Source organism: Bacillus xiamenensis (genome assembly GCF_001857925.1).
GTDB classification, from domain to species: Bacteria; Bacillota; Bacilli; order Bacillales; family Bacillaceae; genus Bacillus; species Bacillus xiamenensis.
In genome coordinates, this window is record NZ_CP017786.1 from 1,325,663 (window position 1) to 1,344,262 (window position 18,600).

The window sequence follows — 18,600 nt, forward strand, 5'->3', positions numbered from 1 at the left end:
TGATCTCCTTATCGGTTTTTAATGGATTGAAATAACTTTCTGACGATGGACGGCTCTTTAAACTCCTGATTCATGACCATGTCGTCGAGCCAATGTGTATCAAATAATTGGTCATCTATATACCGCTCTATACACTGATATCCGGCTGGATGATACACGAAAAGATCCACACCCATTTCATTTAGGAAAATCAGGGCAGCCGCATCAGAACGAGTCAGCTCACCATTATATTCTGTATGGTATAAAATCACTTTCGGTACAGTCTGTGCATAATCAAAGGTTTGAATGAGTTCAATGAGATCGCGGCTAATATGCAGATTCTGTTTGAATAAATAAAGGCGGACATCCTGATCAGTCTCATTGCCTTCTTTGATTAGTTTCGGATGCTGGCAGATTCGAGCTATCGCCTCAGCTATCGCTCGCTGCGTGCCCTCATATAGATGAGAAAACTGCCATACATTGCTTTTCATTAATAATTCAGGATCAATCTCTCCTGCTGGAGAAAGGGCATGCTGATAATGAAATTGATAATTCGAAGTCACTTCTCTCGTAAAAGGAAAATGGCGGATCGTTTTCGTTTCTTTCCACTCCATTAACGTGTGGATACGGTCCCAATATTCACGCTTGTCTCTCGTGACCCCCATCATTTTGGCAAACAGGTTCGGAATTTGAATCGTATCTCGATCTGCTTTGAAATTTGGGCGGATAAACGACCGTTCCTTTGCAATTAAAAACAGCTCATCATACGTTGTCTTTAGCGTAATGGAATGAGGGGTATGATCTCTGAATTGCCATGGCTTATACAGCATGGAATCTTCTGTGTGAAGCACCTCTTCAAGCTCTCTTGTCGAACGGTACGCCACCGTTGATTTCCTCTCAGGCTTTTCAGTAGGGAACGGCTCAAGCTTTGAAGTTCCTGGATACTGATCAATAAAAGTCAGCTTTTCTTCTGGATCTAATTCTCGAAACGGATCCTTGCCTTCCGGATGAAATAGCACCACATCACAGCCAATCAGCATGACATAGTAAAGAAAATAAAGCTGACTTTTATTCGCCTCTCCATACCAAATGACAGCAGGCATTTTTTCTTCAATATTCACTTCTTTCAGCCATGGCCCTAGATGGTTATTTGAAAACTTCACCACATCTAGTAAAACGCGGCGGAAATCAGGATGCTGAAATCCGCCATCATGCAGCTGCTTGAAATGCTCAAACACCTTGATTAATGAAAGGCGGATATGCCGGTTCATCACAGGATTTGGATGACGTACAATCAGCTGCTCGCCATCTAAAAAAGCCACAAAACGATTCACGGACAATCCCTTTTCTTCCTGATTAATCAAATGAATCCGTTGAAGCGCTTGAAAATGCTCTGGTTCAATATGCCGGTTGAGTGTTTCACTTAAAATATGCGTGCCGACTGTTTCATATAATTCATGTAAGTAAATAAAATAATCGGTTGCATCATGCGGAGTTCCAAGGACCCGGGCGGCGAGACTCGGCAAGGATAAGGTATGCTCGTCCTTGACATAGCCATCTCGTTCAGGGAGCGGCTTTTTCAGCAAGTTTTTCCAGGCTTCCTGATCCGCCCTTGTTTGGGTCACATTGATTTCTTTATAGCTCACGCCGCTCCTTCCTTTCACCTATATTTTTTCCAAAGTTACTACTATCATATCATTCAGCCTTCTACTTCTGCTATCGAATCGAAGGCTTTTTTGCCGCAGTCATCTGCTTTGCGACAGATGCGGCGATTTCATCCGCTGCCGCCATGCCAGATGCTGCCGTCGGTTCAAGTGATCGATCAAAGTCTAAGACTTCCCCATGCCTTGGGGCATAGCCTCTATCAGCCTGACGAATGAGTTCGGCATCTAACAAGGAATCGCCCGCACCATATACGTAGTCAAGGTTCAGCCTTTCCTTTAGAAAGGCAACAGCATCCCACTTATGAAGCGGCTGTGGAATAAAATAAAGCTTCCTGCCCTGAAGGGAAACCTGCCAGCCTCTCTCCTCACCCCACAGCCTTAATTCAGCGAGCGGAATGTGAGTAAGATACTCGTCCTTCATGATCAAATAAAGAAATTTCCCATCAGCTGTCCGAGTCCGCTTGACCCAGGCGGCAATTGGCAGTTCAGCTATTTCCCTCAACATATCTCTGACGGGCAGACACTCTTTCAATCTCTCATCTACAAGGGTCTGCCATTCCTCCAGCGGCTTGCCGTGATGAAGGATGCAGCCGCCGTTTGTCGTGATGGCATACTCTGGTTTGATCTCTTGTTGAAAGGGAGTGATTCGTTCATATTGCGTGGTCGTTCTTGTCGTCACTGGGATCAGCCATCCTGCTTGATAAATGGCCTGTAAGGATGTTTTCGTTTCAACAGACATATAGGAAAGTGGCCGATCATCCAGCACCTCGATGACATCATATGCTCCCTTGTATGCAAACTGCTCCAGCATTCGATGCGAGTAAATCAGTGTCCGGTCTAAATCGCTGGCAAACGCTATTTTCTTCATGACGATTGCTCCAGCGGGCGAATTAACCCGCAGCACGTGTAGGACATATTTGCATATTCAATGACGGGAACGCCTCTATCCTCTGCCAAAAGCAAAATATGCTTCAGCTTCTCCTGAGACCCTGGCTGAATCAGTATTTTCCATGGGATTCTTCTGAGCAGCACTCGAGTCGTCTCGCCAACACCAGGCTTAATCAAATGCGTATTTTCAATTTGAAATGCTTGACCGATTGTTTCAATGGAAGTCATCCCCCGCCAATCAGCAGGTTCTCCTTGTGCGACGAGGATGTCTGCTTTCTCTTGTACATTTGAATCAAGATTAGAAAATGCTTCTTCAATTGTATCTACATACAGATTAGACACATCCTCATCCAGCAACTCTTCATAATACTTGGCCCCATGGAAATCATCGGCATTGATCCAGCGGTTGTTTAGTACCGTTCGACTGACTAGTCCAGAGACCGTCGAGTTCAGACAGGCACTTGGAATGAGGAAGTCCTCTCTTGTTCCGTATAGATTTGTACAATAGCCAGGGTCAGCAAGCACAGCCAGCTCACTAGAAAGACGAATCCCATTCTTATGTTCAAAATCAAGCACAGCCTTTTGCAGCTCTTTGGAAATAGCGCCTTTCCCGGTCCAGCCATCAATAAAGGCAATCTCAAAGCCTGGATGTTGGTTTAGCATATAATGCACCGCATTCTCATCTATTCCTCGGTCACGAATAATAGAAATACTATAATGAGGCAAATCAAGACCATACGTCTTTCGAATATACCGCTTGATGAGCACCCCGATCGGTGTCCCAGCTCGTGCCAAGCTGCAAAGTACGGTTTGAAAGCCTCGTTTTTTCACAATTTGTTCTGCCACAATCGCTACAGCTTCCGCTACCTTTTGCTTACTTTCTTCAAGAGATTGATAGAATAAGTCCATATAAGATGCCGTAGGCTTGTATTCAATTGGCAGCATGTCTGAGTAATGTGCACCGCTCTGAATAGAGCGCTCCCGCTCTTCTGTACTTTTCTCCATCTCAATCGATGATAAATCCTTGAGTAAGAAGGTTACGTCCTGCTCTGGATAACTTCCCATCTTTGTATACACATTAGCCATTCACCTTCACCTCATCTGATAAAGTCACAATATGCACATGCTTCACATGCCGCTCAGCAAATAAGTGGATCAGCGGCATCAAAGCTTCTTGAGACACCTTTTTCTCAAAAAACAAAAAGACATCATCGTACTGATCTTTAGGGATATTGTACACGTAGTGCTGAATACGGGAATCCTCTGGACTCATGAACGCAAACCCGTTCTGGACAGCGTACCCTTCCTTTTCGACCGGATGAATCGGGCTTCTTGTGGTCGAATGAAACAGAACGCCTTCTCCCATATGGGCTGCCAGTCTCATCGGCACATACATCAGCTCCCCTGTCCCTAAGCAGAGTGTCTGTTTCCCTTTGCGTTCTTGCCGCAGCTTTAGTCCAGCCTCAGCAGCTGCTTGATCAATGGCGGCCGTATCCACTGCGCTTAAACCGAAACGACCCGTTTCATGTATATATGACGAATGGCCAGCCGAATTGACTGCATAGGAAAGTGAATACGGAACGTGTTGAAAGAAAGATTGAAGTGAATGAAAAGAGAGTGCTGGTCTTTTCTCCTGTGCAGTAATCTCATATGAATAAGAAGGCTCATCCAGCGTTTTACCCCGAAAGACCATCTGCCCTTTTAATAGAGACAATGATGTGATCTGAATGCCAAGCTCCTCTTGAAGCTGAAGCATAGCTTCCTCATGCGCAGGTGTTCTCCAGTCTAAAATGGACAGCAGGGTATAAGATTGTCTTGGGTACTTTGCGTGCAGATCCCGAATGATATTCATATTTGTTCGGCCTGTTGTGACCTCATCATCTACTAATACAACGGGGCGGTCAGTCAGGAGCAGGGCTTCGTCAGCATAACAAAGCTGATCCGTTGCATGAGAATGCTCTTCTTCAAATACCAATACAGGATCAAGATCTAGCAGCTGTTCACGTGTCGTATGAATGTAAGATGCTCCATCTATCACGTCATAGACACCATGACCAAGTGCTGTTGCCGTTTCAGCAAAACCGATCACAATAGGCTGTTTGCCCGTCATGAGCTTCTCTTTTTTAAGAGCAGTATATGCTTCGGTTAACATGGCATGGTCTTCCGTCTTTAGTGCCTTTACTAGATGGTCTTGATGCGGGGGCGTCTGGCCCGTTTGCTCTTTGGCATAAACCATTGCCAAAAGACCTGAGACAAGAAGTGGTTTCAGCGGGTGAACAGGCAGATGTTTACCAAGCACCTTACTAACAAATAAAAAGGCTCTCTTTTTGTTCACCCTTGCCGCCATCTCAAACAGATGCTCTTTTTCAAGCTGAAGAGCCCCCTCTTTGAGATCAAGCTCCACCTTCATATGTGCCAAGATGTTCAGTGTATGCCGCTTCTGATTCTGTAAGTATGTCGATATAGCTTCTATTTTCATGAAACACCCCGTAAATGTCTGACTTCATTAAAATGTGCTCGGCCCACCGATAATGTGGCTTCGTTTCATTCATCTTATTAGAGAATGCACTCTTCATCACTCCAACTGTGCCATCGGCATGCTCCAAAATGCTTAATGCGTCCATGTACTCTTCCTTTGTCACAACATACATGCTTTGAACTGGTTTGAGATGTGTTGGATGGATCACTGTCTTTCCATGAATGCCGTTTGCCACATCCAGCCTTGTCTCTTTGAGCAGGCCTTGCATGTGATCAGGCTCAGATGAAAAAGGCTCGCCGCCCTTAGAGAGAGCACGAATGAATGGTTTTGGTTCTTTTCGTGCGGGTCCAAAATGCTCCCATACAGCACCAGATATCACAAAAGAACGGCCAAAATAATTGATGATATCTGTGATCAACTCAGCAATGAGCCTGATTTCATAAATGGTGGTCTCGCGATCACGGCGAATGCCGTACAATCCACACAGATCCGTTGCCCCAATGCGAATATTCAACATATATTCCTCATCATTCAGCATGATCTGCTTTAAATCAGACAACACCTGATATCTCGTTTCTTTTTCTAATAAATCTGGTGTTTCCAAAATAGGCATTCCATAGAGTTTTGTCTTCGTTTGTGCTGAAGCCTGTTTCAAGCTGTCCACATATTCCTTTGCATTGTGAACAGAACACTTCGGAAACACAAAACCAGTGAGTAAATGAAGGGAGGACCCAAGCAAGTTTGCCATATTGAGCAGCTGCTTTGGCGAACGAACCCGAATGAATAAAAGCGGCAAATGCTCAGCCGTTTCTGGTGAATGAGTGAGTTTCTCTGAAAGGAAGGTCAGTTGTGCCACTAGATTCTGTTCAGCCATGTCCACTTCTTGATCACCAATGGCATCCTCCAAACAAAACACAACAGAGCAAAGCGCTTCATATTTCTGCGAAAGCAGCATATCTGCTATATCCTGTCTGGTCGCAGGCATATATAAAGTAGCACCTAATGCATGCGCAAGTACATGCCTTGGCGACAATGAATGAATCGCCGCCGGCCGCTTAAAAAATATATCGTGCTGCCTCGCCTCTGATAAAAAACGAAAATATCGCATGCAGTGCCACCTCCTGTTGTTAGAGAGAAAATCGAACAAATGACTTGATGATTCAAAAAAGGATGGAGCCGTTAGTCAACTCCATTCCTTTTCAATCGTCCTATTCTTCTTTTGAAGCCGCAGCTTCGTTTGTCACAACTTGATGTTTCTTCTTATTGATTTTATGAACAATAAACGTTCCGATAAATGCTAGGATGATAATCGCAAAGAATGCGAGATGCGGGATTTCAATATGAGCAGCACTCAAGCCCATTTTCACAGCAATGATCCCTATGAGAATAAATGCCGTATTCTCAAGCTCTGGTATACGGTCAATAAGCACAAGGAATAACTGTGCCACTGTACGCATCATGAGAATCCCCAGCATTCCGCCTAAGAGAAGAATCCATACTTCCTCAGATACAGCGAATGCGGCAAGAATACTGTCCACCGAGAAGGCAAGGTCCATAATTTCTACAGAAATAACGGTTGCCCAGAAGACGCCAAATACACGAATCATCCAGCCTTCTTTTTTCAATTCCTTCGCTTCGTCATCTCCGTCACCTAACCAGAAGTGCTTAATGACAAGCCAAGCTAAGTATGCAGCACCTAGAACCTTAATCCACCAGAACTTAATAAGAAGCATTCCTACGCCAATGAATAGAAAACGGAAGAAATAAGCGCCAATTAATCCGTAGGTTAATGCCTTTTTACGCTGCTTTTCAGGTAAGTGTTTCACCATGACAGCTAATACAAGTGCGTTGTCCGCTGACAACAACCCTTCAAGCACAACAAGGGTTCCAATGAGCCCCCAAGAGACAGGGTCTGTTAATACCTCTGCCCACATTTGCCAATCAAAAAACGAGGCATACGTGTCCAACATATGTTTCAAAATGTCCAACTGGTTTTCCTCCTATAAGTGTAGAAGCATCAGCAGGCTTTCGCCTGCTGTTATTCTTGATCGCTGTTTCTTTCTCACTTTGGAAAAGGCCCTCATATGAGTCATTGGCAGCGCCTCTTGAATTGATTTGTTTCTCCTATTTACACTTCTAATCCATAATTTTGACAAAGAGCTGCAAGTCCGCCAGAGAATCCGCTTCCGATTGCGTTAAACTTCCAATCGCTACCGTGTCGGTACAATTCACATACCACAACAGCTGTTTCAATTGAGAAGTCCTCCCCTAAATCAAAGCGAATCAATTCTTCCCCGCCCTCTTCATTTACAACACGAACAAATGCATTAGAGACTTGTCCAAAATTCTGGTTGCGCGTCTCTGCATCGTGGATCGTCACTGTAATTCCGATACGATCAATGTTAGCAGGAATTTTTGAGAAATCAACGAGAATTTGCTCGTCATCTCCATCTCCTTCACCCGTACGGTTATCACCTGTATGAGTCACACTACCGCTAGGATGCTGCAGGTTATTATAGAATATAAAGTCGGTATCTTGCTGACAACGATTGTTTGCATCCACTAAGAAAGCTGAAGCGTCCAAATCAAATTCGGCTCCGCCAGAATATTTATTCGTATCCCAGCCAAGTCCGATCATCACCTTTGTCAGTCCTGGGTTGGTTTTCGTTAAATCGACACGTTGTCCTTTTGAAAGTTGAATCGCCATATCGTATCTCTCCTGTCTTTAAACATATGAAAACGGGTCATTACCCGATATCTAAGCCGAAGTCCGTTGCAATACGGGCAAGTCCGCCTTGATAGCCTGATCCTACAGCCGAGAATTTCCACTCTCCGCCATGACGGTATAATTCACCTACAATAATCGCTGTTTCAATCGAAAAGTCTTCTGCCAAATCATATCGAATGAGCTCTTCATTTGATGCCGCATTTAAAATACGTACGTAAGCGTTAGAGACTTGTCCAAAATTTTGACTGCGCGCTTCTGCATCATGAATCGTAATGACAAATGAAATCTTCTCAACACTCGCTGGTACCGTTGAAAGGTCGACATTGACCTGCTCGTCATCTCCGTCTCCTTCACCCGTGCGGTTGTCGCCTGTATGTACGACACTGCCGCCTCCGCCAGTTGTTTGATTGTAAAAGACAAAGTCAGATGGAGAGTTTGCTTTACCTGCCGCATCTAAAAGGAATACACTTGCGTCTAGATCAAAGTCATGTCCGCCGTCATACTTGTTCACGTCCCAGCCAAGTCCTACTACCACTTTTGTTAAGCCTGGATTCGTTTTTGTTAAATCAATTTTTTGACCTTTCGCTAAAGAAATTCCCATCAGGAACCTCTCCCTTCTAAGTTAAATGTAGTTTCTCGTAATATCGGCTAGCTTTACATCATTTGTACCATTTCCAACAGCCGCAAACTTCCACTCATTCTCGTGACGATAAAGCTCTCCAACGATTAATGATGTTTTACCTGCATACTCATCTTTTAAATTATATTTCACTAATTCTTGATTATTTGATCGATCAACGATGCGGATGTAAGCATTTTGAATCATACCAAAGTGCTGGTTTCTTCTAAGAGCATCATAGATGTTCACGACGAACACCAATTTATTCACATTACCTGGCACTTTGCTTAAGTTCACGAGGACTTGTTCATCATCTCCGTCTCCTTCACCTGTCAGGTTGTCACCAGTATGCTCAACACTGCCGCATTTGCTTTTCAAGTTGCCAAAATAAATTAAATCTTTATTTTCAGTAAATTTATCATTTTTCAGCATCAGCACTGAAGCGTCACAATCAATATCAGCGCCGCCTCCGCCACCAAACAGTTTTCCTAAAAAACCGCCGCCTTGTGATACAGGGTCCCAGCCAAGTCCAACCAGAATATTAGTTAATCCTGCTTTCCCTTTTGTTAAATCAATACGTTGACCTTTTTCTAATGTAATCGCCAAATCAATCACTCCTCCAGCATAATAAAAATCTATTTATTAAGCGATGGACCCTGTTAAATCATCATACATGAAAATTCGACAAAATTCATGAAATGACATGGGAGCCTCTTACTCTTTTTTCTATTTACTAGTATATACGATCTATGTTCACCATAGGTTTCAACAACGTCATATTTTTTTAAAAAGAAAGAACCTGATGAAAAATGCTTTATGTCGTAAATCACGTGTTTCATGTGAAACAATGTCGAATGTTCCCGATTAACATCTCTACTAATGAAAAGAGTATTGGCACAGCTTCATATGTTGATATAGAAAATTCAGGTATATGTAAAAGAAGGATCACCCTTTCGTTTCCTTCCATACATGTATTTCTTTATACTTGTGAATAGAGATTCCACGTATTGATGAAAGGATGTTGATGATGCCATCACTTCATATATTAGATCAAGTCGCCATTCCTAAAGGGCAGACAGCACATGAGACATTGGTCCAGACGACGAAGCTCGCCCAGCTTGCGGAAACACTTGGGTATGAGCGGTATTGGTTCGCTGAACACCACAGCACAAGAGGGCTCGCTAGTACGGCGCCTGAAATATTAATGGCTCATATTGCGGCACATACATCGACCTTGCGGACAGGCTCTGGCGGCATTTTACTCCCGCAGTACAGCCCTTTTAAAGTGGCAGAGGTTGCGCGGCAGCTTGAAGCCCTTTACCCTGGACGGATTGAGATCGGTGTTGGTAAATCTCCAGGCGGAATTGAAAGGACGAGACTGGCATTGACGGACGGCATGAAGAAGGATCTGTCTCAGTTTGACCGCCAGCTGAAAGATCTTCTTTTTTACTTATCTGACAGCCTGCCTTCTGGTCATCCGCATGCGGGAGTGAAAGCTGCCCCGCTCGTTCCCTCTCCTCCGCCGGTTTGGCTGCTTGGACTAGGAGAAAATAGTGCCATGCAGGCGGCATCCCTTGGAATCAACTATATTTTCGGCCATTTTATTCACCCTGCACGCGGCAAAAAGGCTTTTGAGACGTACCAGTCACACTTTTCTCCATCTGCTTTCTCTCGTCAGCCACAATCTATGTTTGCTGTCTTTGTTATCTGCGATGAAACAGATGAGGAAGCGAGCCGCATCGCCAGCAGTACAGATTTATGGCTGCTTCGTGTTGAAAAAGGACTCGACAGCCGCGTTCCTTCTATAGAAGAAGCAGCGGCATATCACTATACTGAACAGGAAAAGAAAAAAGTGTTACACAATCGTAAGCGAATGGTTGTGGGCTCGAAGCAAACAGTGAAAGAGCAGCTCCAAATGTTAATGGATCGCTATCAAACGGAGGATATCATGATTCTGAACAATTCCTTTGATCAATTAGAAAAACAGCGCTCCTTCGAACGAATCGCAGAACTATTTTGAAGCCAATCATCACATGGCTTCTTTTTTACATTGTCACAAAAAATGGGAAATGTAACATGGAGATGTCAAAATCTTACCTTTTGTCATCTGGTCGCAATTGTGTCGTCTAATCGTTAGCGAACTGTAAACGCATTGAAGGTGTACCTTCTATATAGTGGAGGTACATATAAAATGAACGGTTTACAATGCTGAAAAAAAGGAGATGATAGGCGATGAAAAAGAGACTCGACTGGGTAGATGCAGCTAAAGGAATCGGTATTCTGCTCGTCGTCATGGCACACGTACCCATTCCTGATTCAATAAAGCAATTCATTTACTCTTTTCATATGCCGCTTTTCTTTTTACTATCAGGTATGATGTTTCGATCATCCTCAATTCCTGCTATGTCATTTATTCAGAAAAAAGCCAAAAGCTTGCTCTTACCTTATCTTTATTTCTCCATCATTACGTATGTTTTCTGGTTCTCTGTTACCCGCTTTTTCGCTTTTAAGGGGCAGACGGATATTGATCCCTTTGTTCCATTTACAGGTATTTTTATATCCAATGCAGATGAAGCAAGGCTGACGCACAACCCAGCCATCTGGTTTTTAACGACGCTCTTTTTAGTGGACATCTTATTTTTCTTTATGCATCGTCTCTCAAAAGGAAAACCAGCTGTATTGAGTTTACTGACGCTCCTTTGCGGAGGAGCTGGATATGCCTCTACTTTCTTGTTAGACCACAGTCTCCCTTGGAATGCCAATGTCGCCTTAACGGCTGTTGTGTTTTATGCAATTGGATTTTTAGCCAAGCAATGGTTTGTGGAATTAAAAACAGATCCAACCCTCCTTCTATGTACAGGGTTGCTTGTGCTGACGGCTTACATGCAACGCTTTAATTCACGGATTGATATGCGTGTCAACGACTATGGCGATCTATTTATTTTCTATGTATGTGCACTGCTTGGTTCAGCTGCCGTTATTTATTTAAGCTTCAAATTGAAAACGTCCACTATTTTGACGTATCTCGGACGTCATTCCATTGTCATTCTCGTTTTGCAATTTGCCATCATCGATATCATGAAAGCATTTGTTTATTATGGACTCGGCATCAATATTTCTGATACAGCCCACCTGTCTTGGACGCTCTTTTATACGCTCGGTACATTGCTGCTCATGGTGCCATGCATCTCCTTCTTGAGCAAGTATCCTATGCTGCTCGGCAAACCAGCCAAATCCGCACACCGCTACGAACAAAAACCATCCGCCGGCTAATAGGGCGGATGGTTTTTTCTATTCATCATTGATTTGAGAAGGATAAAGCGTCATACCTCCATCAACAAATAATGTGGTACCTGTCATATAGGCAGCTTCTTTAGATACAAGAAATGCAGCGGCAGACCCAATCTCTTTCGGATCACCAAAGGCTCTCATCGGAATTTTCTTAAGCTGTTTTTCCTTTTTCTGTTCATCTTGAAGATCGTCATTCGATTCGGTTGACATGGTGCCTGGTGCAATCGCATTGACCCGAATACCCGCTTCGGCATAATCAAGAGCCAGCGTCTTCGTCATCATATTCATTCCGCCTTTGGAAGTGGAATAATGAACATTGAACGGACGCGGAATTTCCTGATGGACACTGGATATATTTAAGACAGATCCTTTTACATCATGCTCCATCATATAGGCAATGGCCGCCTTTGCTCCTAAAAATGCGCCTGTGATATTCACATCAATGACTTTTTGCCATTGTTCCAGCGTCATTTCATGCGGCATCGCTTCTTCCCCGTTAAAGCCTGAATTATTGACAAACACATCCAATGCGTCGAAATGCTCCAGTGCTGCATCCATTAATGCCTGAATTCCCTCCTCTTTGGAGACATCTGCGTGTACTTTCACCGCTTGACCTCCATGCCGCTGAATGGCTTGTACCGTTTCTTCAGCACCCTGTTCATCGCCTTTATAGTTCACAACCACGTTCATTTGCTCTTGTCCAAAACGCAAGGCGATCGCTTGTCCAATTCCTTTAGACGAACCTGTCACAATGGCTGTTTTTCCTTTTAAATCTTGATACATCTTCATTTCCTCCAATCACGTGCTGCATCTTGTTGATACACAATGGTTACCCATTTTGAAAAAAAGAAAAACACAATCCTCTTGTTTCAAAAGGATTGTGCTGTTCATCAAGCTAAAAGGTGTTATACACATTTTCACACGTTTCGGCGGTGGGCTGATAAAAACAATGTGACTTATACCTTGCCACAAACGGCTGATTGTACCAAGTCGCTGGACAATTTCCAGGCGGCTTGAAATACCAAAGGCTGAATTTCGCAGGCCAAAATCGTTCCCCGTTAATGTTCCTTCGTGCAAGTACCTTTTCACTTTCTCGTGCTCGTTGATAAAAATAGCCATGCGTGACCGCCTCAAACGCATGCTCCTGATAAATCATTTGTGGAATCGTACGCAGCCCTTTAAAGTCAGAGCAGTTGGCACGCAAACGATTGATGCCTACATTCCCTACAAGCAGCATCCCTTGCTTTCCTTCACCTTCTGCTTCCGCTCTCAACAGTCTGGCCATTAAATCAATATCAGAGCTTGTCGCTCTTACCACTGCCATACATCCACCTCCATTTCATTTCTCTTTTATTTTATGTAGCGTTTGTGTGTAGATGACTGCCATTTTGACATGAAAAAACACGTTTAGTGGCGGCAGCCTGTCTAAATAACTCAAGATTTCGCTGGACATGTGTCTCTCTGTCAACAACACACAAACCAAGTAACCATACACATAACAGGAAATAATATTCATTACTATATACTCATTTACAAGTCATAAAAATCCTTCTAATTCCTACACCTTCTTCAAAAACAGTCATTTGAACCTATTCAATAATCCGACTCAAAACCTTAAAATATAAAATATTGAGTTTTTACAGGAGATTTCAAACAATAAAATACAAGTTTCTCCTATCAACTTAGTGTCATTTTTACTATTTGAAGCCGGTCAATCTTTGAAACGCACTGAAGTATTGACAGTACTTTCGCTTCATTCTACAGTAAAAAACATACAATATTTTTCTTTTTGTGCAAAAAGAACGATATGATCTAAAGATTTCCAATGAAATGCACCATAAAACCCGAGGAGGAAAACATCTCATGTTTAAAAAGAAATTATCCCTGTTTCTTCTGATTTTGTGTGTAACGGTTGTCGCTGCTGCTTGTAGTGGTGGAAAAGACAAAACAGCTGCGAAAGAAAGCGATACAAAAAAATCTCTTGATGCAGCAGAAGTAAAAGTAGAAAGTGCTGAGTACACATTACCACCTCAATACGATACATCTGTACAGGATGATCAGTATGTCTTAAAAGTAAACGTATCTGTGAAAAACATCAGCAAAGAGCCTCTTAATGTAGATAAAAGCAACTTTACACTTTACCAAGATGACGCTCAGGTGTCTACGATTTCTCCAGATGACTACAACGAAGTATTATCTTCAAGTTCTCTAAATGCAGACAAAGTATTAAAAGGCGGTCTTTTTTATGTGGTTGATAAAGACAAAGACTATCAACTTGTCTACACAGAGCCTGGTACTGGATCGGAAAAAGATGACAAAACACTAGAATTCGATATTAAAGGAAAAGACTTGATGAAAAAGGCAGATACACTTCAAGCGTCTGCAAAAGCCCTTTCTTCTTATATTGATGTCATGATTTTTGGTAAGAAAAATGACGATTTCGAAAAACTAACAGGTGATAACAAATCAACTGTCGTAAACGAATTTGATAAATCATTCAAACAAGGCTACATTTCTTCTTCTGGTATTTCATCTAGCTCAGCAAAAGACGAAAACCTTGATAAGCTTCTAAAAGCTGTAAAAGAAACATTAGCTGAAAAATCAAAAGTATCAACGAAAACAAAATCAATCAGCGGTGATAAAGCTGTCGTGACTGTGACACTTACACCAATTGATGCAAGCCCGCTTGTCGATCGTTTAAAAGAAAAAGCAACTGAATTCTACAGCAAAAACCGTACAGCATCTTATGATGATGCTCAGAAATATCTACTTTCTATCTATCCAGATGAATTTAAAAAATTAGGACCATCATCTTCTGAAGAAACAGTAGAAGTGAACATGAAGAAAAACGATATCGACCAATGGAAACTTGATTTGAACGACTACAAAACAAGCTCATTGGTTGAAAAGTTCATCAAGAACTAAAGAAAAACCCCCGGTTGGGACTGACCCCATAAAGTGAGACAAATAAAAAACACCTTTAAGTTGAAAATCGGGTATATCATACCTGAAAACAATTTGGAGGTGTTTTTTGTATGGGAACAAGAGTCAGTTACCCCGCAAGTGTAAAAGAAGAGGCGGTTCAGATGAAGTTGGCAGGAATCTCAACAAAAGAAATCATGGACAAGCTAGGAATTAAGAATAAAACACAAGTGAAAACTTGGATGAAATGGTATCACAATGGTGAAACCCACCGGTTTCATCAACCTGTTGGAAAGCAGTATTCATACGGTAAAGGACCTGAATACCAAGATGAAAACGAGAGATTGAAAACAGAAAATCGCTATCTAAATCAACAAATAGACATATTAAAAAAGTACCGAGAATGGGAAAGGTGGTGGAAAAAGAAGCACTCGTGTCGATCTACGAAACGGTAAAAGATAAAGTGAGTGTCAGTGAATTCTGTCAGCTATTTGAAGTGGCTAAATCAACATTTTATCGTTGGAAAAAACAAGATCATCATCACTCAAAGCAACATGGGTTAATCAAGCTTATTTCAACACTTTGTAAGTTGCACAAGTATACGTATGGGTATCGTAAAATAACGGCTCTTCTACGCAAAGAAATGAAGATCAACCATAAGAGAGTACAACGAATGATGCAAACCCACGGTTTGCAGTGTCGTGTGAAAGTGAAAAAGCGTAAACAGACCGGTCAACCCTATTACATTGCAGAAAATCACTTAAAACGAGATTTTTCTGCGACCAAGCCACTTGAAAAATTGGTGACTGATATCACGTATTTGCCATTTGGGCAAAAAATGCTTTATCTATCCAGCATAAAAGATTTATATACAAGTGAGATTGTGGCTTATACGATTGGTGATAAACAGGATGTTTCTCTAGTTTTAGATACATTGAAGCAGTTAAAGACACTGCCTAAAGTCTGCGTACTTCATAGCGATCAAGGTTCGGTCTACACTTCATATGCTTATCAAACGGAGATGAAGAAAAAAAGCATTACCATGAGCATGTCCCGTAAGGGAATGCCCGCTGATAATGCCCCCATCGAATCCTTCCACTCCAGTTTAAAATCAGAAGGATTTTATCTCCACCACCTGACAAACACTACAACAGCCATTGTAGAAAAAACAGTCAGGGAGTATATTGATTATTATATCAATATCCGAATTCAATTGAAATGAAACAGCCAGTCACCAAAAGAGTTTCGGCAACTGGCTGTTTCGTAAAGGTGTTTTGATCCCTGTCTCAAAAACGGGGGTCAGTCCCGTTTTTTGTTATAATTTATCATCTGGTTTGGCGAACGTTCCCCCCTCTATCATAAAAAAACAAGAATATAGTCAATTTATCTTACCCCTGACAACATTTCTTTCTATAATCAGTGTTCCATTTCTTTAGCTTGATCACTATGAGGTATTCAATCCTGATTGTTCTTTTTTGTACTTAAGATTTTTTCTGCTTATCTGTGTTAAAGATGAAATGTAAACAAAATGTACTCCTCATACTTTATTTCTATTGAACTATATTATAGAACTAGCTTCTTTCCTAACTCATTATAAAAGTAAACCATCATTTTCATTCACCAACTCTTTTTTCTATTTAAGTTATTCCTTAATAAAACTCTTCTAAATATAAATAATTCCATTTTTATAAAAAATTCAAAAAAAGGGTTCTTTATGCTTATTTTAAGGTAATTTTAAACTTTTTATCATTGATATTATGCTAGAATTAGTAACTGCTTTATGACTGCTTTATTTCATACCGGTGCGGTGATTATTGTTGGAGGAGCTGGTTATGTAATTGCTACAGAAGCCATCAAGCACAGGTCTAAAAGCAAAAAAAAATATAATCATTATGAAGCTGCTATTAAAGGCGGAGTATATGTTGGAAAAGGACTAAGTAAATCGCAAGCAATCGCTAGAATGAAGTCAAAAAAGGATATTTGGTCTATTTCTTCTAGTCAGGCAGAAGTTGTTGCAGCTGTAGCTAATACAAAAGGTAAACCATTTAAAGAAGTAGATAGATACAAAGGTAAGCCGAAGAAAGGTTATTATTATCACTGGCATCCATATAAAAGAACTCCAAAAGCTCATTCATTCTACGGAGGTCCTGTTAAATAATTAATAGAGGTGAATCATGTATAATTACGAAAAGCTATATAAACAGTATTTATATAAAAAAGATCAATTGACTTTTACTAAAGAACAAGTCGTTGAGATGATAACGTCTAAATTTAAAGCTAGAGAATTTTCAAAAACAAAGATTTTAGATTTAGTAAATGATGATCACTTTGAATATACTAAGATATATAAATGTTTTGTCATTGATGATCCGAGTATATTGATTCAATTGTTTTCGAATGAGGAAAAAAAGGATCATCGTGAACAAGTACTTCACAACCGTCTCCATCCTTTGAATCCCAAAAAAGTAAAAGAATGGGAATATAATCACTTATTGCTTGATGAACAAGAAGGTAGAAGAATTGATATTATTTTAGAAAGTAAAGATGGAGTATATGTTTCAGAATTTACCGTAAGAGCTAGTTGCGAAAAGCTTGATAGGTATATAAATGCTTTAATTGTAGGTGCACTTATTGAAAATGAGTTAGAAGAATATCCAGTTGATATTCATGACGAGTATTTTCAATTTTATTTAGAGAACTTGGATCAATTCGGTTTCTTAGACTAAAACATACGGTGATCGGCATTCACTTGAAAACGCCCTCTATCATAGTAGACTAACCTAGTCAAATGGGACATAAAAAAACACCCTTCAAGTGGTACACTTAAACTAAGTGCTAATTTGGAGGGTATTTTTTATGAAAAAAAACAGATATTCAGCTGAAATAAAATGGGCGGTTGTAAAAGATAAATTAAGCGGACATTTTACCAATCAACAAATTATGGATAAATATCATATAAAGAATGTATCTCAGATTAAAACATGGATGAAGTGGTATCGAGGAAATCAGCTACATCGATTCGATCAGCCAATTGGAAAACAATATAGCTTCGGGCATGGACCTGACAATGTATCCAAAGAGGAAAAAGTGAATAGGCAGATTGAACACCTTAAGATGGAGAATGAAATTCTAAAAAAGTATTTGGAGATCGTAGAGGAGTTGAAAAGGGGGTAGCCTTGTGTTTGATCGAGAGATTACGGAAGAACTATACAGTAACGTCTGTCTTAAGTATTTTGCAGATCGCCAGATCGACCTATTATCGTTGGGTATCCGAAGGAATATGTAAAAAATCACAAGTGGAGAAGGCTATTATTTCCTTATGCACCGAAACGTCGTTCCGGTACGGCCACCGTAAAATCCGAAAGCTGCTTCAGCGTCAATATGATATCAAACGAAACCGAAATACTGTACAGCGCATCATGCAAAAATACCATCTTCAATGTCGTGTGAAGCGTAAAAGGAAATGGAAATCACAAGGGGAATCTGTCATCATTGCCCCAAATATATTAAATCGAAACTTCACCGCAATACATCCGAATTTAAAATGGGTAACAGATATTACTTATATTCAGTATGGATCGAGAACGCTCTACCTTTCGACCATTATGGATTTGTACAACAACGAAGTTGTTTCCTATACCCTAGATGATCACCAACAGACATCACTCATATTGGACACATTGAGGGCAGCTTTAGAGAAAAGGAATTTGCCTAAAGGTGTACTTGTACATTCAGATCAAGGGAGTGTATACAGTTCGTATGCATATCAAAAGGAGCTGGGGGCAAGGAACCTCACAAGCAGTATGTCTAGGCGAGGTAACTGTTGGGATAACGCAGTGATTGAATCATTCCATTCTAGCTTAAAATCAGAGGAATTTATGTTTACTAAATTCAACTCTATATCAGAAAAAGATGTCAGGCAACGAGTCGACCGTTACATCAAATATGATAATGAAGAGCGTATCCAAGAAAAATTAGGCTACCACGCACCAAAAACATTTGGTAGCATGTCAGCCTAATAAGGGTGTTT

The 18,600-nt window shown here is 41.2% G+C and carries 18 protein-coding genes; 7 read left to right on the forward strand and 11 right to left on the reverse strand.

The genetic code is table 11. The annotated features are described in order from the left end of the window. Window positions 1-8 precede the first annotated feature (8 nt). The 9 genes from BK049_RS06580 to BK049_RS06620 form a co-directional block, all read right to left on the reverse strand. Window positions 9-1,625, reverse strand: a complete 1,617-nt coding sequence (locus tag BK049_RS06580; protein ID WP_071168137.1) for a YceG family protein — start codon at window positions 1,623-1,625, stop codon at window positions 9-11. Between the two features lie 70 nt (window positions 1,626-1,695). Beyond that, window positions 1,696-2,511, reverse strand: a complete 816-nt coding sequence (locus BK049_RS06585) for an HAD family hydrolase (RefSeq protein ID WP_071168138.1) — start codon at window positions 2,509-2,511, stop codon at window positions 1,696-1,698. Beyond that, window positions 2,508-3,617 carry a cysteine protease StiP family protein gene (locus BK049_RS06590; protein ID WP_071168139.1) on the reverse strand — a complete coding sequence of 370 codons (1,110 nt, stop codon included), beginning with the start codon at window positions 3,615-3,617 and terminating at the stop codon, window positions 2,508-2,510. The genes BK049_RS06585 and BK049_RS06590 overlap by 4 nt, the downstream gene beginning before the upstream one ends. Next, window positions 3,610-4,941 (reverse strand): phosphoribosyltransferase family protein, encoded by a 1,332-nt coding sequence (locus BK049_RS06595; RefSeq protein ID WP_071168140.1) that lies wholly within the window; start codon window positions 4,939-4,941, stop codon window positions 3,610-3,612. Before BK049_RS06595 ends, BK049_RS06590 begins: the two co-directional genes overlap by 8 nt. Further along, the gene (locus tag BK049_RS06600) at window positions 4,925-6,118 is read right to left on the reverse strand and encodes an HpcH/HpaI aldolase/citrate lyase family protein (protein WP_071168141.1); all 1,194 of its coding nucleotides are present in this window, start codon (window positions 6,116-6,118) and stop codon (window positions 4,925-4,927) included. The genes BK049_RS06595 and BK049_RS06600 overlap by 17 nt, the downstream gene beginning before the upstream one ends. A gap of 100 nt (window positions 6,119-6,218) precedes the next feature. Continuing rightward, window positions 6,219-6,998 carry a TerC family protein gene (locus BK049_RS06605; protein ID WP_071168142.1) on the reverse strand — a complete coding sequence of 260 codons (780 nt, stop codon included), beginning with the start codon at window positions 6,996-6,998 and terminating at the stop codon, window positions 6,219-6,221. A 140-nt stretch (window positions 6,999-7,138) separates the two neighbouring features. Next, window positions 7,139-7,717: a TerD family protein gene (locus BK049_RS06610; RefSeq protein WP_071168143.1), complete on the reverse strand. Its 579-nt coding sequence runs from the start codon at window positions 7,715-7,717 to the stop codon at window positions 7,139-7,141. A 40-nt stretch (window positions 7,718-7,757) separates the two neighbouring features. Then, entirely contained in the window at window positions 7,758-8,339 is a 582-nt protein-coding gene (locus BK049_RS06615; protein WP_008360338.1) for a TerD family protein, read from the reverse strand. Window positions 8,340-8,360: 21 nt separating this feature from the next. Continuing rightward, entirely contained in the window at window positions 8,361-8,963 is a 603-nt protein-coding gene (locus BK049_RS06620; protein WP_008360337.1) for a TerD family protein, read from the reverse strand. 421 nt (window positions 8,964-9,384) lie between these two features. Between BK049_RS06620 and BK049_RS06625 the strand changes: the two genes are divergently transcribed. Beyond that, window positions 9,385-10,377, forward strand: a complete 993-nt coding sequence (locus BK049_RS06625; protein WP_071168144.1) for an LLM class flavin-dependent oxidoreductase — start codon at window positions 9,385-9,387, stop codon at window positions 10,375-10,377. A 212-nt stretch (window positions 10,378-10,589) separates the two neighbouring features. After that, window positions 10,590-11,630 (forward strand): acyltransferase family protein, encoded by a 1,041-nt coding sequence (locus BK049_RS06630; protein ID WP_071168145.1) that lies wholly within the window; start codon window positions 10,590-10,592, stop codon window positions 11,628-11,630. Window positions 11,631-11,648: 18 nt separating this feature from the next. Here the strand turns inward: BK049_RS06630 and BK049_RS06635 are convergent, their stop codons facing one another. Together BK049_RS06635 and BK049_RS06640 are read right to left on the reverse strand one after the other, a co-directional pair. Further along, window positions 11,649-12,431 (reverse strand): glucose 1-dehydrogenase, encoded by a 783-nt coding sequence (locus BK049_RS06635; protein ID WP_008360334.1) that lies wholly within the window; start codon window positions 12,429-12,431, stop codon window positions 11,649-11,651. Between the two features lie 112 nt (window positions 12,432-12,543). Continuing rightward, window positions 12,544-12,972, reverse strand: coding sequence for a cell wall hydrolase (locus tag BK049_RS06640; RefSeq protein WP_008360333.1), 429 nt, complete (start codon window positions 12,970-12,972; stop codon window positions 12,544-12,546). A 539-nt stretch (window positions 12,973-13,511) separates the two neighbouring features. On the opposite strand from BK049_RS06640, the gene BK049_RS06645 reads away from it, so the two are divergent. The 5 genes from BK049_RS06645 (at window position 13,512) to BK049_RS06675 (ending at window position 18,589) form a co-directional block, all read left to right on the forward strand. Further along, on the forward strand, window positions 13,512-14,573 hold the full coding sequence (locus BK049_RS06645; protein WP_071168146.1) for a DUF5105 domain-containing protein: 1,062 nt from the start codon (window positions 13,512-13,514) through the stop codon (window positions 14,571-14,573). 110 nt (window positions 14,574-14,683) lie between these two features. Then, a protein-coding gene (locus BK049_RS06655; RefSeq protein WP_145939396.1) for an IS3 family transposase occupies window positions 14,684-15,792 on the forward strand; the annotation gives its coding sequence in 2 pieces (ribosomal slippage) (window positions 14,684-14,957 and window positions 14,957-15,792; 1,110 coding nt in all). Window positions 15,793-16,350: 558 nt separating this feature from the next. Further along, complete coding sequence (locus BK049_RS06660; RefSeq protein WP_071168149.1) at window positions 16,351-16,728, forward strand: hypothetical protein; 378 nt, start codon at window positions 16,351-16,353, stop codon at window positions 16,726-16,728. Between the two features lie 16 nt (window positions 16,729-16,744). Further along, complete coding sequence (locus BK049_RS06665) at window positions 16,745-17,296, forward strand: hypothetical protein (protein WP_071168150.1); 552 nt, start codon at window positions 16,745-16,747, stop codon at window positions 17,294-17,296. 130 nt (window positions 17,297-17,426) lie between these two features. After that, window positions 17,427-18,589 (forward strand): IS3 family transposase gene (locus BK049_RS06675; RefSeq protein ID WP_145939397.1). Its coding sequence is split into 2 segments (ribosomal slippage): window positions 17,427-17,703 and window positions 17,703-18,589, totalling 1,164 coding nucleotides; the frame shifts between segments, so codons are not numbered across the junction. Window positions 18,590-18,600 lie beyond the last annotated feature (11 nt).

Bases quoted from the DNA above. Each gene is read 5' to 3' on its own strand.
- BK049_RS06595 (WP_071168140.1), bottom strand. From the start codon at position 4,941: ATGAAGGTGGAGCTTGATCTCAAAGAGGGGGCTCTTCAGCTTGAAAAA.
- BK049_RS06640 (WP_008360333.1), bottom strand. From the start codon at position 12,972: ATGGCAGTGGTAAGAGCGACAAGCTCTGATATTGATTTAATGGCCAGA.
- BK049_RS06610 (WP_071168143.1), bottom strand. From the start codon at position 7,717: ATGGCGATTCAACTTTCAAAAGGACAACGTGTCGATTTAACGAAAACC.
- BK049_RS06585 (WP_071168138.1), bottom strand. From the start codon at position 2,511: ATGAAGAAAATAGCGTTTGCCAGCGATTTAGACCGGACACTGATTTAC.
- BK049_RS06645 (WP_071168146.1), top strand. From the start codon at position 13,512: ATGTTTAAAAAGAAATTATCCCTGTTTCTTCTGATTTTGTGTGTAACG.
- BK049_RS06590 (WP_071168139.1), bottom strand. From the start codon at position 3,617: ATGGCTAATGTGTATACAAAGATGGGAAGTTATCCAGAGCAGGACGTA.
- BK049_RS06630 (WP_071168145.1), top strand. From the start codon at position 10,590: ATGAAAAAGAGACTCGACTGGGTAGATGCAGCTAAAGGAATCGGTATT.
- BK049_RS06635 (WP_008360334.1), bottom strand. From the start codon at position 12,431: ATGTATCAAGATTTAAAAGGAAAAACAGCCATTGTGACAGGTTCGTCT.
- BK049_RS06615 (WP_008360338.1), bottom strand. From the start codon at position 8,339: ATGGGAATTTCTTTAGCGAAAGGTCAAAAAATTGATTTAACAAAAACG.
- BK049_RS06665 (WP_071168150.1), top strand. From the start codon at position 16,745: ATGTATAATTACGAAAAGCTATATAAACAGTATTTATATAAAAAAGAT.
- BK049_RS06660 (WP_071168149.1), top strand. From the start codon at position 16,351: ATGACTGCTTTATTTCATACCGGTGCGGTGATTATTGTTGGAGGAGCT.
- BK049_RS06625 (WP_071168144.1), top strand. From the start codon at position 9,385: ATGCCATCACTTCATATATTAGATCAAGTCGCCATTCCTAAAGGGCAG.
- BK049_RS06600 (WP_071168141.1), bottom strand. From the start codon at position 6,118: ATGCGATATTTTCGTTTTTTATCAGAGGCGAGGCAGCACGATATATTT.